Below are 19330 nucleotides of genomic sequence, written 5' to 3'. Positions count from 1 at the left end.
GAAGATGGAAATATGTTCAGCAAAGGAGGAAAGGGAACATGACAAGCACGTACAAGACGGTTCCTTTCGGTTATGAACCGCCCCCGGCCAGCCGGAAAGGCACGCTGGTGTTTTACGACTCGTTTGAACACATCACCGATGAACAGTTGGAGCGGGCCGCACAACTCGCCGAATCGCGTTCGTTCCAGCAGCTGGTGCTGTATCCGCTGCATGAAAGCACCGTTAAACGATGGAGCAAGGAAGAAGTGCGGCCGTATTACAAAAGGGAAGATCGGCTTCACGGCTGGAGAGTTGAGCATAATGACTCCAGCATCAAAGTGGAGGGCCTCGAAGGCAAGCGGAAAAAATATACGCCTATGGATACGGCATTGCGCCATCTGACGGATCTGTATCCTGCGCCGATCTTTTTGATATTAACCACAGACATGGCCAATCGTTTTGCGTCATTTGATTCATTTGAGGAATGGATCAAGCGGCTGCGCATCATCATCGACGGCTCTCCCGAAACGGTTCATCCGCGGCTGGAGCAGTTTCGGAACCGATGGGAATGGGCGGAACCATAATCGGGAAGAGATTCAAAACAAAAAGTTGTGATGCACACCGTTATTACGGCGAGCATCACAACTTTTTTTGGTGAAAACATTTATGCGCTTTCCAGCGAAGTAACGGTTTTGTTCTTTCCCGTCCGCTTGGCGATGTAAAGGCAGGCATCAACCTCCTCGAACAGCTTGTCCTTGGTTAATTGATGATTATAGCTTTGCAGTCCGGCGCTAACTGTGACGTAAGCTCCTCCGAGTTCCGCGAGAACCATTCTGGCCACGCCCTTGCGGATTTTCTCGATGACCGCATAGGCCTGTTCGAACGATTGCTCAAACATCAGAACCGCAAATTCCTCGCCGCCGTACCGGGCAGCAATATCGCTGGAGGTGATTTGTTCCTGAATAACCAGCGATACCTTCTCCAAAATGATGTCGCCGACGCGATGGCCATATGTATCATTGATGGATTTGAAATTATCGATATCGATCAGTGCGAGATGAAGACTCATGCCATCGTTGGCATATTCATATGCTTTTTCGAAATAGTCTTTGAAAGAACTTTGATTGTACAGCTTGGTCAATCCGTCCGTCTTGGATTGTTTGGCCATGATGGCATTTCTTACGATCAGTTCCTGCTTGGCGAGCATGCTTTGCCTGAGGTCTTCCAGCACCTCCATTTGACTGGTCACGATCAGTTGGGCCACGTAGGTGCCGATGATGAGGAAGGCAGGTATCGAAACCATGTCAAACGACGAGAGGTACGCTCTGTATCCCGGGTCGAACAACACGATAATGTATCCTGTCAATTGCATGAGAAAAGTTGTCCAGACTCGTTTCTTGCTCAGAAAAAGGACGGAGGAGAGGATCGGCAGCAAACAGATCGCCAAAATAATCCGAATGTCATAATTGACGCGAATAATGGTCCAGGCGACCACCGTGCCGGCGACAGTCATTGCGTAGAACGAAAAGGTTAGCGTTTTGAAACGCCGGTTGACCCAGGCGGCCAGCAGATTGGATATACCACCCGCAAGGGTGGGCCATATCAGCACATTAAGGATGAAATCTTCGGGTGTGCGATCATAGACCATGAACAGATAACATGCTACCTGGATTACCGCATGGCTAATGACGACTACCCAGTAGGAACGCAACATCCTTTTGATCCAAATGGCATGTTTGAATTCGTACTCCGCGGGTATGCGGCTGTTACGCGTATTGGGTTTTCTCAATATATCACCGCTGACTGCATCATAATGATACGACAGAATGGACTCTCGTATAGAGTAATTATAAAGCACAACCGAAGAAACGCAAATGATTATATTTCTTCGTTGGAAGATCGATCAGGGAGACAATTCTCCACGTTCTCATAAAGGACAGACAAAAATCATGATTACCGTCATAACCTAAGATGTAGGCTCCAAGACATGATGATTCCAATTAGATGAAGGGGGGTGGATTCAATTCCTCTTATCGTCCGTTCAACAGTCAATGCAACAGGAGCGATTACATTTACGGGAAATACCCTTGGTCTAAGCCGGTCCGATACGGCTGCGGTTCCAGGTACCCAGGATAGCATCGGCGCGTTTACGACCGTGAATACCAGTTTAACCTATGGCACCTATCCGGCAGGCACGACAAGCCAGTACCAGAGCAACAGCTCTTCTGCAACCCTTGTCCTCCCCGCAGGCAGCACGGTGCTGTACGCCGAGCTCATCTGGGGCGGAAGTTACATTAACGGAACGATCAATCTTAGCGCATTCATCAACAACCCCGTCACCTTCACGACCCCTGCAGGCACAAGCAGCGTCACTCCGGACCCAGCCACGTACAATCAGTTTGATCTTGGAAACGGCGCCTCCGGCTATGTGCGTTCCGCCAACGTAACGACGCTGGTTCAGAATGGCGGGGCGGGTACATATACGACAGGCGGGGTCGTAGGTACGATCGTCGTTGCAAACGATCCGACGGCCAACCATGCCGGCTGGACGCTTGGCGTCATTTACCAGAATCCGAATCTGCCCTTCCGCAACATGTCATTGCGAGCCGGGGGAGTACTGGTTCAATCCACTTCCGCACCTGTAGTAACGACCATTACCGGATTTGCGACGCCCATATCCGGGGCGTTGGGCGGAAGAGCCTTGTTTAGCGCACAGGAGGGGGATGCGAACCGAACGGGAGATCAGGCACTGTTCGGTCCGACATCGGCGACTTCCGTTGCTTTGTCAGGTCCTAATAACTTTGCCAACAACTTTTTCGCTTCTCAGATAAATGGGGATACGGGAGCTTTAAACACAACAGGAACGTTCGGAACGAGAAACCAAACCAATGGTGCGCCGGGCACCAATATCATCGGAGGCCGGCAGGGCTGGGACATTACGAATGTGGATGTGTCTGCCCGGCTGGTCAATAACCAGTCGACCGCAGTCCTGACGCTGACCACGTCCGGGGATGCTTACATCGTCAACGGTAACGCCATCCAAGTGGACATCAACGCACCGAGGATCACGCTTTCGAAATCTACGGCAGCGACGGGTGCGGCGGCCGGAGACAGCATACTGTACACCGTGACGGTCAACAACTCGGGAACGGCCAATGCGGCCAGCGTTGTTTTGTCGGATTCGCTTCCTTCCGGACTCACCTTTATCCCTGGAAGCGTTACTGTTGCGGGGGTATCTCGACCGACGTATGACATCAACGCGGGGGTTCCGCTCGGTTCCCTGAATCTGTCCGGCAGCATCGTAGTCACGTATCGCGCGCAAATTGCTTCGGATTCCAGCATCTTGCAGCTGGTGAACACCGCGAACGCGGCCTTCACGTTTCAGAGCGTTGCCGGGGGATCCATCATCACAGGGGTGATCCCGTCCAATGCCAATACGCTTACGGTGTATTCTCCTAACTTGGCGCTGATTAAATCAGCAAACACCACCAACGCAACGGTGGGAGACCAAGTCACTTATACCATCCAGGTCAACAATGCCGGGAATACGGCTGCAACGGTGACCCTGACCGACAATATTCCTAGCGGGAGCTCATACGTCGCGGGAAGTTTTCGCGTCAACGGAACGGTCGTCCCGGGAGCCAATCCCGCGACGGGCGTTAATATCGGCAGCGTTGCGGCCGGAACGACGAGCACGGTGACGTTTCAGGTTCTGGTCACTTCCCTTCCCGCACCGCCCACGCTTACGGATCGGGCAACGGCCGCTTATTCATTCACTACACCGGATAGCCGCACCATAACAGGCTCCGTTTCTTCCAATACAATTACCATTCCAGTAGCGTTGCCGAATGTAACTGTGAGCAAAACGGCGACAGAGACCGATGTAGCGGTAGGAGAGACGTTTACGTATAACCTGAGCGTATCCAACGCCGGCATTCAGACCATCAACAATGCAATCCTGACAGACAGTCTACCTTCCGGCGCTGCGTTTGTTGCAGGCAGCGTCGTGGTGAGGGGGATTGCAGCTCCTTCGGCCAATCCAGGCAGCGGCATTTCGCTCGGAACCATTGCTGCCGGTGCTTCAGTCGCCGTTTCCTTTCAGGTTGCCGTACAATCGCTGCCTGCTTCGGGCTCGCTATCGAACCAGGCTTCGGTGTCCTATAGCTCTGGTGCGTTCTCCGGAATTTCAAATTCGAATACGGTAAGCACTCCGGTCTATCAGCCGGTCATCAATGTAGCCAAGTCTGCAAATGAAACAAATGCCACATTGGGCGATCAGATTCAGTATACCTTCGTTGTTACCAATAGGGGCAATATCGCAGCGCAAGTTACCGTGACGGATACGATTCCCTCCGGGACGTCGTTCATTACCGATTCGGTGACGGTCAACGGGACGGCCCGTCCGGGCAGTTCGCCGCTTACAGGAATATCTTTAGGGATCGTAAACCCGGGCTCGACGTTTACGGTTACTTTCCGGACGTCGCTTACGTCGATTCCCGAACCGCCGATCCTGCGCAACCAAGGGACGGCCGATTACACGTATCAACTCCCAAGCGGCAGAAATTTATCGGGCAGCGCCGTTTCCAACACCGTTGTCATTCCTGCTTCTGCGCCGAACGTTACGATTGCCAAAACGGTAAATGCCGCAGATGCCACTGTAGGTGATGCACTTACATATACGGTTAACGTTACGAATGCAGGCTCCGGCGCAGTCCAAAACGTCATCCTATCGGATGTGCTGTCAGAAGGCCTTCAGTTCATTTCGGGCACGGTGACCGTCAATGGGGCATCGGTAAGCGCCGCCAATCCGATATCCGGCATTACGCTAGGCACCTTGCCCCCTCCAGCCCAGACTACGGTAACGTATCAAGCCAGGGTTACGTCTGTGCCCGGTACGGGAAACGTTAGCAATCGCGCCAGCGCCGCGTTCACTTCGGGCAGTTTCAACGGTACGTCGTCGTCGGTCGTCGTCACCACGCCCGTGTATCAGCCTGTCATTACGTTGGCCAAGTTGGCGAGCACCACGAATCTGACCGTAGGAGATACGTTCAACTATGCGATCCAGGTCAGCAATACGGGGAACATCGCTGCTAACGTCACGTTGAATGATCCTGTTCCCGCCGGAGCGATCTTCAACACGAACAGCGTGATCATAAATGGCGTTCCGACACCCGGCGTCAGCCCGAACACGGGAATCCAGGTTGGAGCTGTTACGCCGGGAGCAAACGTAACGGTCACTTTCGTGGCAACGGTAACGAGCCTTCCGGCTGCTCGCCAGTTGGTGAATCAGGCTGCGGCAGGATTTAATTACACATTGCCGAGCGGCAGGACTGCTGCAGGAAACGCTATCTCCAATACAGTAACGACCCCTGTATCGTTGCCGGACGTATCGGTCCTCAAAAGCGTTAATGTGAGCAATGCGGTAACCGGTGACGTCATAACGTACACATCGGTGATTCGCAATAACGGAGCAGCGGGAATCGGCAGCGTTGTGCTTGCCGACCCACTGCCAGCGAATGCTACGTTCGTATCCGGGAGCGTCATTGTGAACGGGGTTTCAATCCCGCAATCCAATCCGTCCGCCGGCATTCCAATCGGTACGTTGGCCTCAGGAGCCACGGCTACCGTAACTTTCGAGGTGAGGATAACTATGCCCGTTCCTTCACAGATCAACAACCAATCGACGGTAAGTTTCACGTCCGGCGTATTTTCCGGAACGTCGTCGTCCAACACAACGACGACCCCGGTCATTCAACCCCAGATTTCGCTTGCCAAGACGGCAAACACGAACAACGCTACTGTTGGAGATACGGTTGTCTTCACGGTAAACGTCAGCAACAGCGGAAATTTGGCGGCCAATCTTACATTGACGGATGCTATTCCTTCCGTAACCACGTTTGTGCCCAACAGCGTCGTTGTGGCAGGGACGCCATTGCCAGGGGTATCGCCGGTAACCGGCATTCCTGTTGGAACGGTGGCGGCCGGCGCCACGGTGGTGGTGACCTTCGCTGTCGTGGTGGATTCGCTGCCTTCTCCGCAGCAGATCAGCAATCAGGCCACGTCCACGTATACGTTCACCCCGCCGGACGGGCGGACGCTGACGGGTACGGCTACGTCCAACACGGTGACGTTCCCGGTATCGTCCCCGAACGTTGCCGTGGTGAAGAGTACGGCCTCGACGGCTGCCGCGATCGGCGACACGGTCACGTATTCCATCGTTGTGACGAACAGCGGCATCGCACTTGGATCGCTGGCTCCGGGAGCTTCAACGACGGTTACCTTCAGCATCACGGTCGATGCCATTCCGCCGAACGGCCAGCTGAGCAACCGTTCTTCCGTGACGTTTACGTCAGGGGCCTTCTCGGGATCTGCCTTCTCGAATACGCTCATTACGCCAGTTTTCCAGCCGATTCTTACGGCGCAGAAACGTGCCAGCACAAACCATGCAACGGTAGGTGATACCGTCAGCTATACCATTACCGTAAACAATCAGGGGAACTTTCCAGGCACGATTACGGTAACGGATAATTTGCCGGCCGGCACAACGCTTGTACCCAACAGCGTCATCGTGAACGGCCAACCGCAGCCGGCAGCCGACCCAAGTACAGGCATTCCGGCAGGAAGCGTTGCCGCCGGAGCTGCGACGACCGTGACGTTTTCCGTCGTCATTGTTTCATTGCCAACGCCGCAGCAGCTGGTCAACCAAGCAAACGTAGCCTATTCGTTCACGCTGCCGGACGGAAGAACGTTGACGGGAAGCGTGCAGTCCAATACGTTAACCATTCCCGTATCGGCCCCTGACGTCGACGTCGTCAAATCGACGTCCTCCACGGCCGCATCTATCGGCGATACGGTCGCCTACACCGTCACTGTCACGAATAACGGGATCGCCGCCGTCAACAACGTGGTTTTTACCGATGCGCTTCCGCAAGGCACATCCCTCGTGCCCGGCAGTGTATTCGTCGATGGCGTTCAGCGTCCAGGCGCGAATCCTTCGACGGGAATTATCCTGAATTCCATTGCAGCTGGAGCCACCGTCACCGTTGCCTTTAGTGTTAACGTCAATGCGCTTCCGCCTACGGCAACCATCAGCAATCAGTCGTCGGTCAGCTTTACATCGGGTTCATTCTCCGCTACCGCGTTTTCCAATACGGTCACCACGCCGGTATACCAGCCTATCTTATCGGCAGCCAAAAGCGCGAATCAAACGCTCGCCACGGTGGGAGACACGATCGTTTATACGATCCTGATCTCCAATGCCGGGAATTATGGTGCTTCCGTTACATTGACCGATACCATTCCGGCGGGCACGGAACTGGTCCCGAACAGCGTCATCGTGAACGGGGCTCCCGTTCCCGGGGCCGATCCGGCATCGGGTATACCGCTTGGCACAGTAACCACCTCCGCTACCGTGACGTTCTCGGTGGTCATCGTCTCTTTGCCGTTAAACCAGCAGCTGGCAAACCAGGCGACGGCGACGTTTACGTATACGCTGCCGGATGGACGGACATTGGGCGGCACGATCTCGTCCAATACACTGCTCATCCCGGTGTCTGCACCGGATGTCGAGATTGTCAAAACGACGGCTTCTACGGATGCGGTGGTCGGGGACACGATTGTGTATCAAACGGTGGTTACGAACAGCGGCATCGAGAATGTGGATAATGTGGTGCTGACGGATCCGATCGATCCGTCCACCAGCTTTGTCGCCGGAAGCGTGCAGGTGGACGGAGTCCTGCGGCCTGAGGCCAATCCGGCCCTGGGTATCGCGCTTGGCACGATTGCTCCCGGCGCTTCGGTTACCGTATCTTATGCGGTCAGAGTTAATGCGCTTCCGACCCCGCCGCAAGTCAGCAGCCAGTCGGCAGTCAGCTTTACTTCCGGCGCGTTTTCGGGAACGGCGTATTCCAATACGGTGATCACGCCGATTTACCAGCCCATCGTTGCAGTAACCAAAACAGCCAACACCTCGAACGCCACCATCGGCGATACCATCGTATACTCGTTCACCATCACGAACACGGGCAATTTGCCTGTTCAGCTCACGTTAACCGACTCCATTCCGGACGGGGCCGTGCTGGTCCCGAACAGCGTTCTGGTCGACGGCGTTCCGCAGCCGGGAGCAGATCCGAATACGGGCATCGTCGTGGGTACCATTCCGGCAGGAGGTACAGTCAACGTCACCGTCACGCTTCAGGTTACGGTGGATACGCTGCCTCAGAACCAGCAGCTGACCAATCAGGCGGTAGCCAGCTACACGTATAGTCCGCCGGATGGCCGTCAACTCACGGGTACGGTATCTTCCAACGTGCTTGTCATTCCGGTATCCGCTCCGAACGTGGTTGTCAGCAAAAGCACAAGCGCCGTAGACGCGGTCGTGGGGGATGTCATTACGTATACGATAACTGTAACGAACAGCGGAATCGAAGCCGTCAACAATGTGGTCATGGTCGATCCGATACCTGCGGGAGCGGTGTTCGTGGCAGGCAGCGTAACGGTGGACGGTACGCCTCGTCCGACAGGCAATCCGGACACCGGCATCACGCTCGGCACGATTCAGCCAGGCGCATCCGTAACGGTTACCTTCCAGGTCCGGGTTGTTGTCATATGAGTCCGGAATCCAGATCGTTGTCCTTTAATCTGCAGAACCGCTCGCTCGTTCGTTTCAACACGGATGTGGACGATCCGGAGCAAATTTCGTATTCCAATACCGTGGTTACGCCTTGGATCGGTCCCAAATTGATGATCCGCAAACGGTGCAACTTGTTCAAGGCTGCTCTAGGTCAAACGTTGATCTATGACATCGAGATCGAGAACGAAGGCAATCTTGATGCGAGGGTGCGGGTCATTGACCCGCTGGCCCCGGGTATCGCGTTCCTTCCCAATTCGGTATTGCGGGACGGGGTGCCGCTTCCCGGCGCGTCGCCGGCGGAAGGACTCCCATGGTTGGAGATCGCTGCAGGGGCGCTGCTGCGGCTCCATTTCCAGGCGATCATTGTGGCTGTTCCCCCCGACTTGAAGCTGGTTAACCAGGCACAGGTGCAGTATGTCTTTTTGACGCCGGAGGGCAGGGAAGGCACGGGGGAGGAATACTCCAACACCGTCGAGGTCATGTTGGTTTCGGCAAAATTGCTGGTTGCGCTGCAGGTGGACCGCGCCCAAACATTTGTCGGCGATATCGTGAAGTACAGTGTTTCGGTGCGAAATCCCGGATTTGTAGCCGCACAGCAGGCAAGGGCAATCGTTTCGTTGGCGCAAGGATTGTCTTTCATTCCGGGGAGTGTCGTGATCGATGACATGTTCGCGCCCGAGGTGACACCTGATGGCGGGATCGATCTCGGGGAAGTGCTGCCCGAGGCCGCCGTCATCATTCAATTCCGCGTGCAGGTTACCGGGGCCGGAACGGATGGGAAACTTAGTGCGCAAGCCATCCTTCACTATGCATCGGGTGGGGAAGCGGAAGCTTCGGATTCCAATGTGGCAGTGCTGCAGGTCGTGAACCCTCACATTTCGTTCAGCAAAAAGGCAACGCCGGCAATTGCCACCTTCGGGAGCAAAGTCCAATATGAGTTGATTGTATCCAATGAAGCTTCGCTCGCCGTAGATGCCTTTATCACCGACGCGCTTCCGCCCGGCATGATTTATGCGGAGGGAAGCACTCGCTTAAATGGCGTGAGACGTCCAGGGCTCGACCCGGGAAGAGGCATACATCTGGGCACGCTCACCGCCCGTTCCAACGTGCATGTGGAATTCGAGGCACGGATTGCGGCTGAGCGTCAAAATCCGATTCCGTTCGAGCTGAGCAATCAGGCCCGATTGAATTATACATTTCGTTTGCCCGATTCCCGTTCCGTTCGCCGGCTGCTAACCTCCAACGAAGCCGTGGTTGAGCTGAAGGGACCGATCATTGGCGTTCATGTGGTCGTAGTGCCTGATTTGGTTGAACTGGGAGGAATCGTAACCTTCCATGTAGGTGTGGCTAACCGAGGCAATGTGGCTGCCCGCGTGCAATTGTTCGACTTTCTTCCGCCGGAATCGACCTGGCGCCTTGAACTTGGTCCTAACGAAGGAGGCGGTCCACCCAAACATGTTGCGCCCAAATTTCTGCATGTGGGCGAAGTGCAGCCGGGTTCCGAACGACGCATCAGCTACAAAGTCCAGATGTCTGCCCGTACGCAGCCGGGCTTGGTGCAGGGCGTGCTGCTCGGAGCCTACACCTACGAATGGAACGGGGAGCGGCATGCAGGAGAGGAAACGTCCAATGCGTATTCCATACAGATCGAAGACATGGATGAGTAATCGGTAGGTTTGCATGGGAAATTTGGGAAAAAGTTCATCTCAGCATTACAAGAATCGGGAATGAATGGTATACTTGTACCATATGTCCTCGGCATGTCATTGCAGATCGGGACGTCTGAATAGCTCAAGAGGAGGCTGCATATTGGCAAAAGCAAAAGTGGCAAAAAGACCTACCCGCGATGAATTCGAACTTGAGGAACTGGGCAATCAACTGGTGGAAGCCTTTCGTGAACGGTCGGTCGTGGTGTTAACGGTGTGGGGAAAGGAAGAACAGCTGCAGGGCGTCATCGTTAAACTGGACTCGCGCACAAGGCTCGTGCATGTGGAAGACTTGGAAGAAGAGTTCATGCCGAAGGTGGCCAAAGTCCCTTTCCTTGACATCATGCGTGTGGACTATCCACGGTATTGAAACGACATTTATTTGAACGAATTCCAAACATCTTTTGAACAAATAGGGCATCCGCCCTGTCAACGGTATCTCTCCTGCATATGATAACCCATACCTGTTGCAGAGGAGGTACGTTGAATGAGCGAAGTATTGAGCGGAGACACAAGAGGCTACGGCTATGGTGGTTTCACTTCCGTCGGAGCGATTCTGGTTCTTTTCATCCTGCTGGTCATCATCACCAAAGCGTTCTTGGTATAACGGCCTGTAAACGTAGATGAGGAAGCTGTTACGCCTTGCCGAATTTGTCGAATAAAGCATTAAGGAAAGCGGTGTTCGGGAGAAATGTCCCGGCATCGCTTTTTCTCGTTCACAATAAGCAGAATAGGGTAGAATTTACGAACGAATAGTCTTTTTTTGTTATAATATGGTATGGGAGCGCGAGAAAGGAGATATCACCGCAGATGGACCATTCATTGAAAATGCACATTGCGCCCCGCAAAATGAAAGCGTATAATAACTCACAATCTCAGCATTGAAAGCCGTTACATAACCCTGTTGAAGACGTCGTCATGCAGGGAATCCATGAAGGAATGAGGAGTACGAATGCGGCCGGTTACTGTATACGATATTGCAAGAGAAGCCAACGTTTCTGTTGCCACGGTGTCCCGGGTGCTGAACAATACCGCTCCCGTCAAGAAGGAGACGCGCGAAAAAATCGACGCGTTGATCCGAAAACACCAGTTTCAGCCCAATGCGCTGGCACGCAGCCTGCTCCGAAAGGAAACGGGAACGATCGGGTTTATCCTGCCGGACATTACGAACCCTTTTTTTCCGGAAGTCCTGGCGGGATTTGATCGGGAAGCAGGCAAGATGGGGTACACGTTCTTTTTGTGCGATACGATGTCCTCGGATCGGGAAAGTCATTTGCAATACGAACGCGAGTCACGATACCTTAATCTGCTGATGGAAAAACAGGTCGACGGCATTGTCATCATTGGAGGACGGGTGGACCTGGCGAAGCCGGGCCAGACCCTCGTCGACGAAATCCAGGAGGCGGCCAAGCGGGTTCCGGTATTGCTGTTGAACGGCTCGCTTCCCAAAACCAAACTTCCACGGGTGGCCGTAGACCAGAAACGGGGCATGGAGCTGGCCGTTCAGCATTTGATCGACCTGGGGCACAAGGATATTGCCTTGATCGGCGGTTTTGAACAGATGAGCAATACCCAGCAGCGGCTGCAAGGATTTCGTTCAGCGATGAAGCAGGCCAATCTTCACATCCGGAAGGAGTGGATTCTGGTCGGCGGATTTTCGGTCGAACGCGGTCTGGAATTAACCCAAAGGCTGCTGCAGAGGGCCGAGCGTCCCACGGCCATTGTCTGCTTGAACGACCTGATCGCCATCGGGGCGCTCAAAGCCGCACACCAGCAAGGAATCGCCGTTCCTCACGAGCTGTCGATCGTGGGGTATGACGACATTCCGCTTGCTTCGTACAGCATCCCTGAATTGACGTCGGTTTCACTGCGTTCTCAAGAGCTGGGGCGCCAAGCTGCGCATACGCTTGACCGCCTGATTTCCGGCAAAAAGGTGCCGCAGCTGCAGACGATCCTGCCAGAGCTTATAGTCAGGCAATCGACCGCACCATTTACAGGAGCGGGAAATAAAACTTGAATAAAAGTGATTGACAACGGACGCGTGAGGGCTTATTCTCATTTCAAGAAAGCCCTTACATTTTTGACCTCGAGTGAAACCCGTTTCATAAATGGGTGTGGTTTTTGGACGAAATCCGGCAGAGGTTACCTCATTCACTCATTCATTTCCAACGCTGCGCAGACCGAATGATCTTCCTGTTGGCATTGTTGATCCGCCCATTCATGAAATCGGTTTCATTTGTGGTTGCCGTGCAATTACAGAAGGAGGGGAATGCGATTGTCCACAGTATCGGAAAGGGAAATAGGGGTTAGCCGGGAAAGCGTAATGCAGCGACGTTGGAAAAAATGGAGAAACAACCGGACGCTGCTGATCATGTGTTTGCCGGCGATTGTCTTTTTTATCATTTTTGCTTACCTCCCCATGCCGGGCATTTACTTGGCATTCGTCAAGTACAACTACACCGACGGCATCTTCAAGAGCCCGTTTGTCGGCTTGGAAAACTTTCGCTTCCTGGTGATGACCGGAGACCTCTGGCGATTAACGTTCAACACGATCGCGTACAATCTGGCATTTATCCTGCTCGGAAACGTGCTTCAAATTTTTTTGGCGGTCTTGCTCAATGAACTCCGTTCAAAGTGGTTCAAAAAAGTTTCCCAAACGATCATGTTTCTGCCCCATTTCGTGTCTGCCGTATTGATCGGCCTCATCGCGTACAACATTCTGAGTTATGACTATGGTCTGCTGAACTCCTTGCTTCGCACGCTTGGTTTCGAACCGTTCAAAGCATATTCAAGCCCTGAAGCCTGGCCGTTCATCATCGTACTGACGTATCTTTGGCAATCGACGGGCTATGGTTCCATCGTATACTTCGCGGCGATCATGGGACTTGACAACGAAATTGTGGAGGCTGCCGAAATCGATGGCGCCAACGCTTTCCAACGCATTCGATACATCATCCTTCCTTGGTTAAAACCAACATTCATCATTCTGCTGCTGTTCTCGCTTGGAGGTATCCTGAAAGGCAACTTCGGCCTGATCTATAACTTGGTCGGCGCGAACAACACCGCGCTGTACGCAACGACGGACATCATCGAAACCTACGTATTCCGTTCACTCATGACCAACTTCAACTTCTCGATGGGCAGCGCGGTCAGCCTGTACCAGTCGTTGTTTGGATTCTTCATCGTCCTGGGCGCCAATTGGCTGGTCAAGAAGCTGTCCCCGGAAAATTCCTTGTTTTAAATCGATGGGAGAGAGGAGCGTTGTTTCATGGATGAACAGTTCGAGCATGATCGCCTGCGGTCGGATCGCAGCAGTATCTTCCTTCGTTGGTTCAGCTATATTTTCATCGGAGCGTTTGCCCTGTTATGTCTGTTCCCGTTTTTGCTGGTCATAGGGACGTCCTTCACTTCCGAGAATGCGATTAAACAATTCGGGTTTAACATCTGGCCGAAAGAATTCAGCCTGTTTGCCTACAAAATCATTTTCGAGAACCCTAATTTGATTATCGGCTCTTATCTGGTCACGATCGGAATTACGGTGGTCGGTACGGTGATCGGTCTGCTGATTGTATCCATGACGGGATACGCGCTTCAGCGTCCGGATTTTCAATACCGCAACAAAATTTCGTTTTTTATTTACTTCACGACCCTGTTCTCCGGCGGATTGGTTCCGTTCTACCTGCTTATCACCCAATACCTGCATCTGAAGGATAATTATCTTGCCGTGCTTCTTCCCGGCTTGCTCAGCCCGTTCCTGATCATTATGATGAAAAGTTTCGTGCGTTCCATTCCCCATGCCATCACGGAATCCGCGAAAATCGACGGGGCAGGCGATTTCACCATTTTCGTCAAATTGATCCTGCCCATGGCAACGCCTGCGCTTGCCACCATCGGATTGTTCATTGCGCTCGGCTACTGGAACGAATGGTACAATTCGATGCTGTTCCTGTCGGCGGACATGAAATACCGCCCATTGCAGCTTTTCCTGTACAACGTGGTCACAAGCGCCGATTTTGTACGCAACTCCGCAGCGGCCTCCAACGTGCAGCTTCGCGACGTTCCGCTCGAATCGATGAAAATGGCCGTAGCCGTCGTGGCGACGGGACCGGTCATCCTGTTTTATCCTTTCGTTCAACGCTACTTTATTAAAGGCATTACAGTGGGAGCGGTGAAAGGCTGATGCATCGCAGCCGGCAGTCGCCTTGCTTATGCATAGGATTTTCAGGTCATCCATAATAAAGGGGGAGTTCAAATGGGTAAATCCAAAACGTTGTTATCCATCCTCATGGTTGCGGTGCTTTGCCTTCTGGCCGCGTGCGGAAGCAGCGGAACAAGCGACGGCGGGGGCGAGGGGGCTTCAGGTGGAGCCAAAACGTACAACGGGATCGATGTCTCCAAATTTGTGAAGATCAGTTATGTCGTTTTGGGCGATAAGCCGAAGAACGATCAGTTCGACAAGGTGCTCGCCGAGGTCAACAAACTTATGAAAGAGAAGATCAACGCCGAGCTGGAGTGGAAATGGGTGGAGTGGGCAGACTGGCAAACCAAATACAATCTGCTGCTCGCATCCGGCGAACCGGTTGACCTGATTACGATCGGCACAGACTGGCTGGATACATGGGCCAACGCGCAGCGCGGAGCCTTCATGAACCTGGACGAACTGCTGCCGACCTATGCGCCGATCACATGGAAAGAAGTAACTGAAGACCATTGGAACGAAAGCAAATATAACGGCAATATCGTGCTGATTCCGGAAGACCAGTACACGCAATGGGTTAACCATGGCTTTTTCTATCGCGGAGACTGGGCGAAGGAAGCAGGGTTGACGGAACCGATCAAAAACTGGGAAGAAATCGGCCAGTATCTGCAATACATCAAAGACAACAAACCTGATGTCATCCCTTGGGATATGGCTTCCGGCGCAATGACATGGGGCGGTTATGTCCAATCCTACACGGATAATCTGGAGCTTCCGATCTCGACGGGTTACATGCCGGTATTTACGGCCAAATCGGATGCCGAGAAATACACGGTAGCCGAGCCGGTATTCGACGATACGTTCCTGAATTATGCCAAACTGATGAAAGATTGGGCAGATCGCGGCTTCTGGCGCGAAGACGCGCTCAACAACAAAAACAACAACCGCGATGCGCTCAAAGCAGGGCTGTCCGGACTGGACCAGCATCATACCCAAACCTTCTCCGGCCTGCGCGTAGACATGGATAAAGCACAACCGGGTTCCGAGCTGCAAATGTTCCCCTTCAACCGTACGCGCGGCACCAACCTGATGGAGCTGTCGATCACCCATGGCGGTACGTCGGTCGGTTCCCACAGCAAAAATCCGGAACGGGCGCTGATGGCGTATGACCTCATTCGCAACGATGAGCAAATCTATCACCTGATCAACTACGGCATCGAAGGCGTGCAATATGAAATCAAGGACGGAAAACGCACTCGGCCGGAAGGCTATGACGAGACCCGCGACAATTTCTACTCCGACTTCTGGGGAGGACGGGTCGACAAATTCGAGATTCCAAGCGATACGACTTGGGATCAAATCGATACATTATACGACGAATACGACAAAATCAAAATTGCGTATCCGTATGGACAATTCGTATTTGACAAAACGCCGGTGGAAAGCGAATTGACGGCGATTTCACAGGTTGCAGGCGAGCTTGGACCGGCGATCAACTTCGGTAAAGTCACCGACCCCGAGCAGGCCGTGAACGAATTCCGCGAAAAGCTGAAGCTGGCGGGGTATGACAAGGTCAAAGCCGAGCTGCAAAAACAACTGGATGCCTACAAGGAAAAAATGGCGAAATAAGCATGCATGAAGCACTCATAACGATTTCTTCAGCCTAACAGCGATCGGAAGATGGTACTGCACACGTAGTGGCCTTGTGTGATTGATTAATGCGGTTTCTACAGATAACCAGAGAAACGGTTCCTGGGGAATATGGAAGACTTGTCTTTCATGCCGCAAGGAAACCGTTTCTTTTGCTTTTGAAGGGCATGATTATTTATGCGGTTGCCCAATTGCCCAATATATGAATCCACGGTCATTCTCCATTGGCGAAATCCATATATAATCCATGTCCGCATGACAGCCGATATGATATGATGTAGCTATTATTACAGAAAGCATGAGGTGTATCTACAAAATGAGCAAAGAGTTGACGGATACTTTGATTGAGCAGATGAACTTTGAGTTTTATTCGGCCCATGTGTACATGGCGATGGCGGCTTATTGTTCCGGCGAAAGCCTGGACGGGTTTGCTAACTTTTTCCTCGTGCAAGCAGAGGAAGAACGTTTCCATGGCATGAAAATCTATAAATTCCTGAACGATCGCGGGCATCGTGCCACGTTTGCCGCACTGCCCGAACCGAAAAACGAGTATGCTTCCATGCTCGACGTGTTCGAACACGGTTATGCGCATGAGCAGCAAAATACGAAAAGATTTTACCACCTTGCCGATCTGGCGCTGAACGAGCGCGAGCATGCCACGATGTATTTCCTGAAATGGTTCATCGATGAGCAGGTGGAGGAAGAGGCATTGTTCGACAACATCATTCAAAAGCTGCGCCGCATCGAAAAAGACAGCAACGCATTTTACATGCTCGACGCGGAGTTTGCGCAGCGTTCGTTCACTGCGCCTGCGGAGTAATTTCGCGCCTGCAGACGGAAGGGCGCAGCGATCTTTTCCTTTGATAGGGAATCGGGTCGCATGATAGATAAACCGCAAAAAATACACACGTTAACGGAGAGGCAGAACCAATCTGGAGAAGCGAAGCGTTCGCCTTTATCACCGGATTTTTCCTTTGAAAAAGGGAATTAGAATAAATCCGGGGATAACAGCGATTGGAAGATGGTACTGCACTCGCAGTGCCTCATGTGATTGTTTAGTGCGGTTTATATAGATACATATGTAAGCAGTGATTCGAACCTTTCATTTCAATGAACAGGAAGCCTGCCTCGCGCAGGCTTTTTTCGTTGCCTGCCATAAATCTCACCCGTGAATCTATCAAACGACGTCGAACGGGTTAATAAGGATTATGTCAAAATTGATTTATCCTCAGTGAATGTACTTTCGGACAAAATCTATCAAAATCGTTTTATTTTCAGTGCTATTCTGACAAAAGTGTAACTCGAACGTAGCCTTTGAAGCTAGAATGTGGAAAATTCGATTTGCTAGAATTAGGATTATCGCCGAAGGATGCATGACGTGGAATTGCAGACAGCTGGGGAAATACACCAACAAGGGAGCTTTATTTTATGCAACAAATCCGCAAATCTTTGATGATCACACTCGCTATTATACTGATGATTCCGTTGCTTCTGCCGCAGTCGGTTTCGGCTAAAGCCGCATCCAGCACCAAGCAAGCGAAGACCGGTGCCAAAGTCATCTATCTGACCTTCGATGATGGACCGACGGCTCATACAGGCCAATTGCTGGACATTCTGGACAAATACAAGGCAAAAGCAACCTTTTTCATGCTTGGACCTGAGATGGAGAAATTCCCTAAAGCAACCAAACGCATCGTTGCGGACGGACACGGATTGGGACTTCACGGCGTGACGCATGTTCCTGGCAAGTTCTACCTTTCCGCCTACAGCGGTCTGAAAGAAATGCAGCAGGCGAACAACAGCCTGTATAAAGTGGCTGGCGTCAAAACAACTCTGATTCGAACGCCTTATGGCAGCAAACCTTATTTGAAATCGACTTATCGGGATGTATTGCTGGGTCAGGGCGGGTTCCATTTGTGGGACTGGAATGTGGACTCCGAAGACTGGAAATACAAAAAAGATCACCAAAAAGTGTATAACAGCGTCATGAAGCAAATTCATACCGTGCAAAAAAGCGGCAGAACGCCGGTTGTCCTGATGCATGATCAGGAAGCTACGTTGAAAGTGCTGCCGATGGTATTGAAATCGCTCAAGGCGGAAGGATACAAGTTCGAAATTTTAACCAAACAGGTAGAGCCGGTCAATTTCTGGAATGACAAACGTTAAACGACCAACATCAAGGAGGACGACAACATGAAAAAACAAAAGGTATGGGTAACCATCCCGGTCACAACGGCGGTTCTTCTCGCTCTCGCCGGTTGCGGCGGACAGGATACGAAGCCTGCCGAAGCCAACTCGTCCTCATCTGCTGCGGCAGGACAACAAACATCCGAATCGTCAGCCAATCCATCCGTCAGCTCGGATTCCGGTGCGAAGGATGCCGCGTCGACAAACACAACAGACACTGCGGGAACAGTGGTTTCGTCAGGCAGTGCCAATACCGGAAAAGGAGAGAGCGCCAGCGCGGGACAATCCGGCGGGAATGCATCGTCTTCCTCCGAGTCAAGCCAATCGAAGGTGATCAAGGAAGTGCGCAGCCAGTTGAAGCTGAACGGTACGCTGCTGCCGACTTCTTTCCCGCTCGACAAAGGAAAAACCTTGGCGGCTTCGATCGATTCCAATACGTCAAATGCCTTCCAAGTCACGTTCTATGCCGTGGATCAGCCGGTGGCCCTGAACGATTCGTCCCTGACAAAATCGGGCAGCAAGGCGGCTGTCATCGCAACGTTTGAGGTAAACACATACAAAGATCCGAATAGCACGGATATCTTCCCGGATGAGGAAACGGGTAATGTGCCGGACGACATGAAAGTGGATTTGGGGCACAGCATTCAAGGCGTTGCCGAAGGCGCGGCCGGATCACAATATTTGACCTGGAATGAGGGCAGATGGACGCTGCGCATCCAGTCGATCTCCGAGGATCAAATGAACAACCCGGGCATTGCGAAAAAAATGGTGGAATTTTTGGAAACGCACAAGCTGCCTGCTCCCAAAGACAAAGGTTTTGTAGACGTACACTATCCAAGCGGAGGCAAGTCCGTAAATGTCGCCATCTCCTGGCAAGCGGGCAAACAGATCTATCAGCTCAAAACCAGTCAGGTGCCGAACGAAGCGCTTGGCATGGTAGCCTCCGTTAAATAGACTTGAGTCGAGTTTCTATGACAG

13 protein-coding genes are annotated in these 19330 nt (G+C 52.5%); 12 read left to right on the top strand and 1 reads right to left on the bottom strand.

The genetic code is table 11. The annotated features are described in order from the left end of the window. Positions 1 to 38: 38 nt before the first annotated feature. Positions 39 to 563: a hypothetical protein gene (locus RSX24_RS00445; protein WP_236419470.1), complete on the top strand. Its 525-nt coding sequence runs from the start codon at positions 39 to 41 to the stop codon at positions 561 to 563. Positions 564 to 643: 80 nt separating this feature from the next. Here the strand turns inward: RSX24_RS00445 and RSX24_RS00440 are convergent, their stop codons facing one another. Next, positions 644 to 1768: a GGDEF domain-containing protein gene (locus RSX24_RS00440; protein ID WP_236419472.1), complete on the bottom strand. Its 1125-nt coding sequence runs from the start codon at positions 1766 to 1768 to the stop codon at positions 644 to 646. 225 nt (positions 1769 to 1993) lie between these two features. On the opposite strand from RSX24_RS00440, the gene RSX24_RS00435 reads away from it, so the two are divergent. The 11 genes from RSX24_RS00435 to RSX24_RS00385 all read left to right on the top strand — a co-directional run bounded on the left by RSX24_RS00435 (position 1994) and on the right by RSX24_RS00385 (position 19306). Then, positions 1994 to 8590, top strand: a complete 6597-nt coding sequence (locus RSX24_RS00435; protein WP_343259377.1) for a CLIPPER-2 domain-containing protein — start codon at positions 1994 to 1996, stop codon at positions 8588 to 8590. Continuing rightward, positions 8587 to 10278 carry a DUF11 domain-containing protein gene (locus tag RSX24_RS00430; protein WP_343259376.1) on the top strand — a complete coding sequence of 564 codons (1692 nt, stop codon included), beginning with the start codon at positions 8587 to 8589 and terminating at the stop codon, positions 10276 to 10278. Before RSX24_RS00435 ends, RSX24_RS00430 begins: the two co-directional genes overlap by 4 nt. Positions 10279 to 10420: 142 nt before the next feature. After that, the gene (locus RSX24_RS00425) at positions 10421 to 10687 is read left to right on the top strand and encodes a YolD-like family protein (RefSeq protein ID WP_236419478.1); all 267 of its coding nucleotides are present in this window, start codon (positions 10421 to 10423) and stop codon (positions 10685 to 10687) included. Between the two features lie 117 nt (positions 10688 to 10804). Then, positions 10805 to 10924 (top strand): YjcZ family sporulation protein, encoded by a 120-nt coding sequence (locus tag RSX24_RS00420; protein ID WP_236419480.1) that lies wholly within the window; start codon positions 10805 to 10807, stop codon positions 10922 to 10924. A 345-nt stretch (positions 10925 to 11269) separates the two neighbouring features. Beyond that, positions 11270 to 12334 carry a LacI family DNA-binding transcriptional regulator gene (locus RSX24_RS00415; RefSeq protein ID WP_236419482.1) on the top strand — a complete coding sequence of 355 codons (1065 nt, stop codon included), beginning with the start codon at positions 11270 to 11272 and terminating at the stop codon, positions 12332 to 12334. A 306-nt stretch (positions 12335 to 12640) separates the two neighbouring features. Next, on the top strand, positions 12641 to 13558 hold the full coding sequence (locus RSX24_RS00410) for an ABC transporter permease (protein ID WP_236419640.1): 918 nt from the start codon (positions 12641 to 12643) through the stop codon (positions 13556 to 13558). 27 nt (positions 13559 to 13585) lie between these two features. Beyond that, entirely contained in the window at positions 13586 to 14497 is a 912-nt protein-coding gene (locus RSX24_RS00405) for a carbohydrate ABC transporter permease (protein ID WP_236419484.1), read from the top strand. 72 nt (positions 14498 to 14569) lie between these two features. Next, entirely contained in the window at positions 14570 to 16144 is a 1575-nt protein-coding gene (locus RSX24_RS00400) for an ABC transporter substrate-binding protein (RefSeq protein ID WP_236419486.1), read from the top strand. Between the two features lie 337 nt (positions 16145 to 16481). Next, on the top strand, positions 16482 to 16985 hold the full coding sequence (locus tag RSX24_RS00395) for a ferritin (protein ID WP_236419488.1): 504 nt from the start codon (positions 16482 to 16484) through the stop codon (positions 16983 to 16985). Between the two features lie 608 nt (positions 16986 to 17593). Then, positions 17594 to 18331, top strand: coding sequence for a polysaccharide deacetylase family protein (locus tag RSX24_RS00390; protein ID WP_343259375.1), 738 nt, complete (start codon positions 17594 to 17596; stop codon positions 18329 to 18331). A 27-nt stretch (positions 18332 to 18358) separates the two neighbouring features. After that, positions 18359 to 19306 carry a hypothetical protein gene (locus tag RSX24_RS00385; RefSeq protein ID WP_343259374.1) on the top strand — a complete coding sequence of 316 codons (948 nt, stop codon included), beginning with the start codon at positions 18359 to 18361 and terminating at the stop codon, positions 19304 to 19306. The last annotated feature ends 24 nt before the right edge of the window (positions 19307 to 19330 follow it).

The organism is Paenibacillus hubeiensis (assembly GCF_032334105.1).
Taxonomy (GTDB): domain Bacteria; phylum Bacillota; class Bacilli; order Paenibacillales; family Paenibacillaceae; genus Paenibacillus; species Paenibacillus hubeiensis.
This window is presented reverse-complemented; position numbering and strand designations above follow the sequence as displayed.

Bases quoted from the DNA above. Each gene is read 5' to 3' on its own strand.
- RSX24_RS00430 (WP_343259376.1), top strand. From the start codon at position 8,587: ATGAGTCCGGAATCCAGATCGTTGTCCTTTAATCTGCAGAACCGCTCG.
- RSX24_RS00410 (WP_236419640.1), top strand. From the start codon at position 12,641: ATGCAGCGACGTTGGAAAAAATGGAGAAACAACCGGACGCTGCTGATC.
- RSX24_RS00445 (WP_236419470.1), top strand. From the start codon at position 39: ATGACAAGCACGTACAAGACGGTTCCTTTCGGTTATGAACCGCCCCCG.
- RSX24_RS00405 (WP_236419484.1), top strand. From the start codon at position 13,586: ATGGATGAACAGTTCGAGCATGATCGCCTGCGGTCGGATCGCAGCAGT.
- RSX24_RS00390 (WP_343259375.1), top strand. From the start codon at position 17,594: ATGCAACAAATCCGCAAATCTTTGATGATCACACTCGCTATTATACTG.
- RSX24_RS00415 (WP_236419482.1), top strand. From the start codon at position 11,270: ATGCGGCCGGTTACTGTATACGATATTGCAAGAGAAGCCAACGTTTCT.
- RSX24_RS00400 (WP_236419486.1), top strand. From the start codon at position 14,570: ATGGGTAAATCCAAAACGTTGTTATCCATCCTCATGGTTGCGGTGCTT.
- RSX24_RS00385 (WP_343259374.1), top strand. From the start codon at position 18,359: ATGAAAAAACAAAAGGTATGGGTAACCATCCCGGTCACAACGGCGGTT.
- RSX24_RS00420 (WP_236419480.1), top strand. From the start codon at position 10,805: ATGAGCGAAGTATTGAGCGGAGACACAAGAGGCTACGGCTATGGTGGT.
- RSX24_RS00395 (WP_236419488.1), top strand. From the start codon at position 16,482: ATGAGCAAAGAGTTGACGGATACTTTGATTGAGCAGATGAACTTTGAG.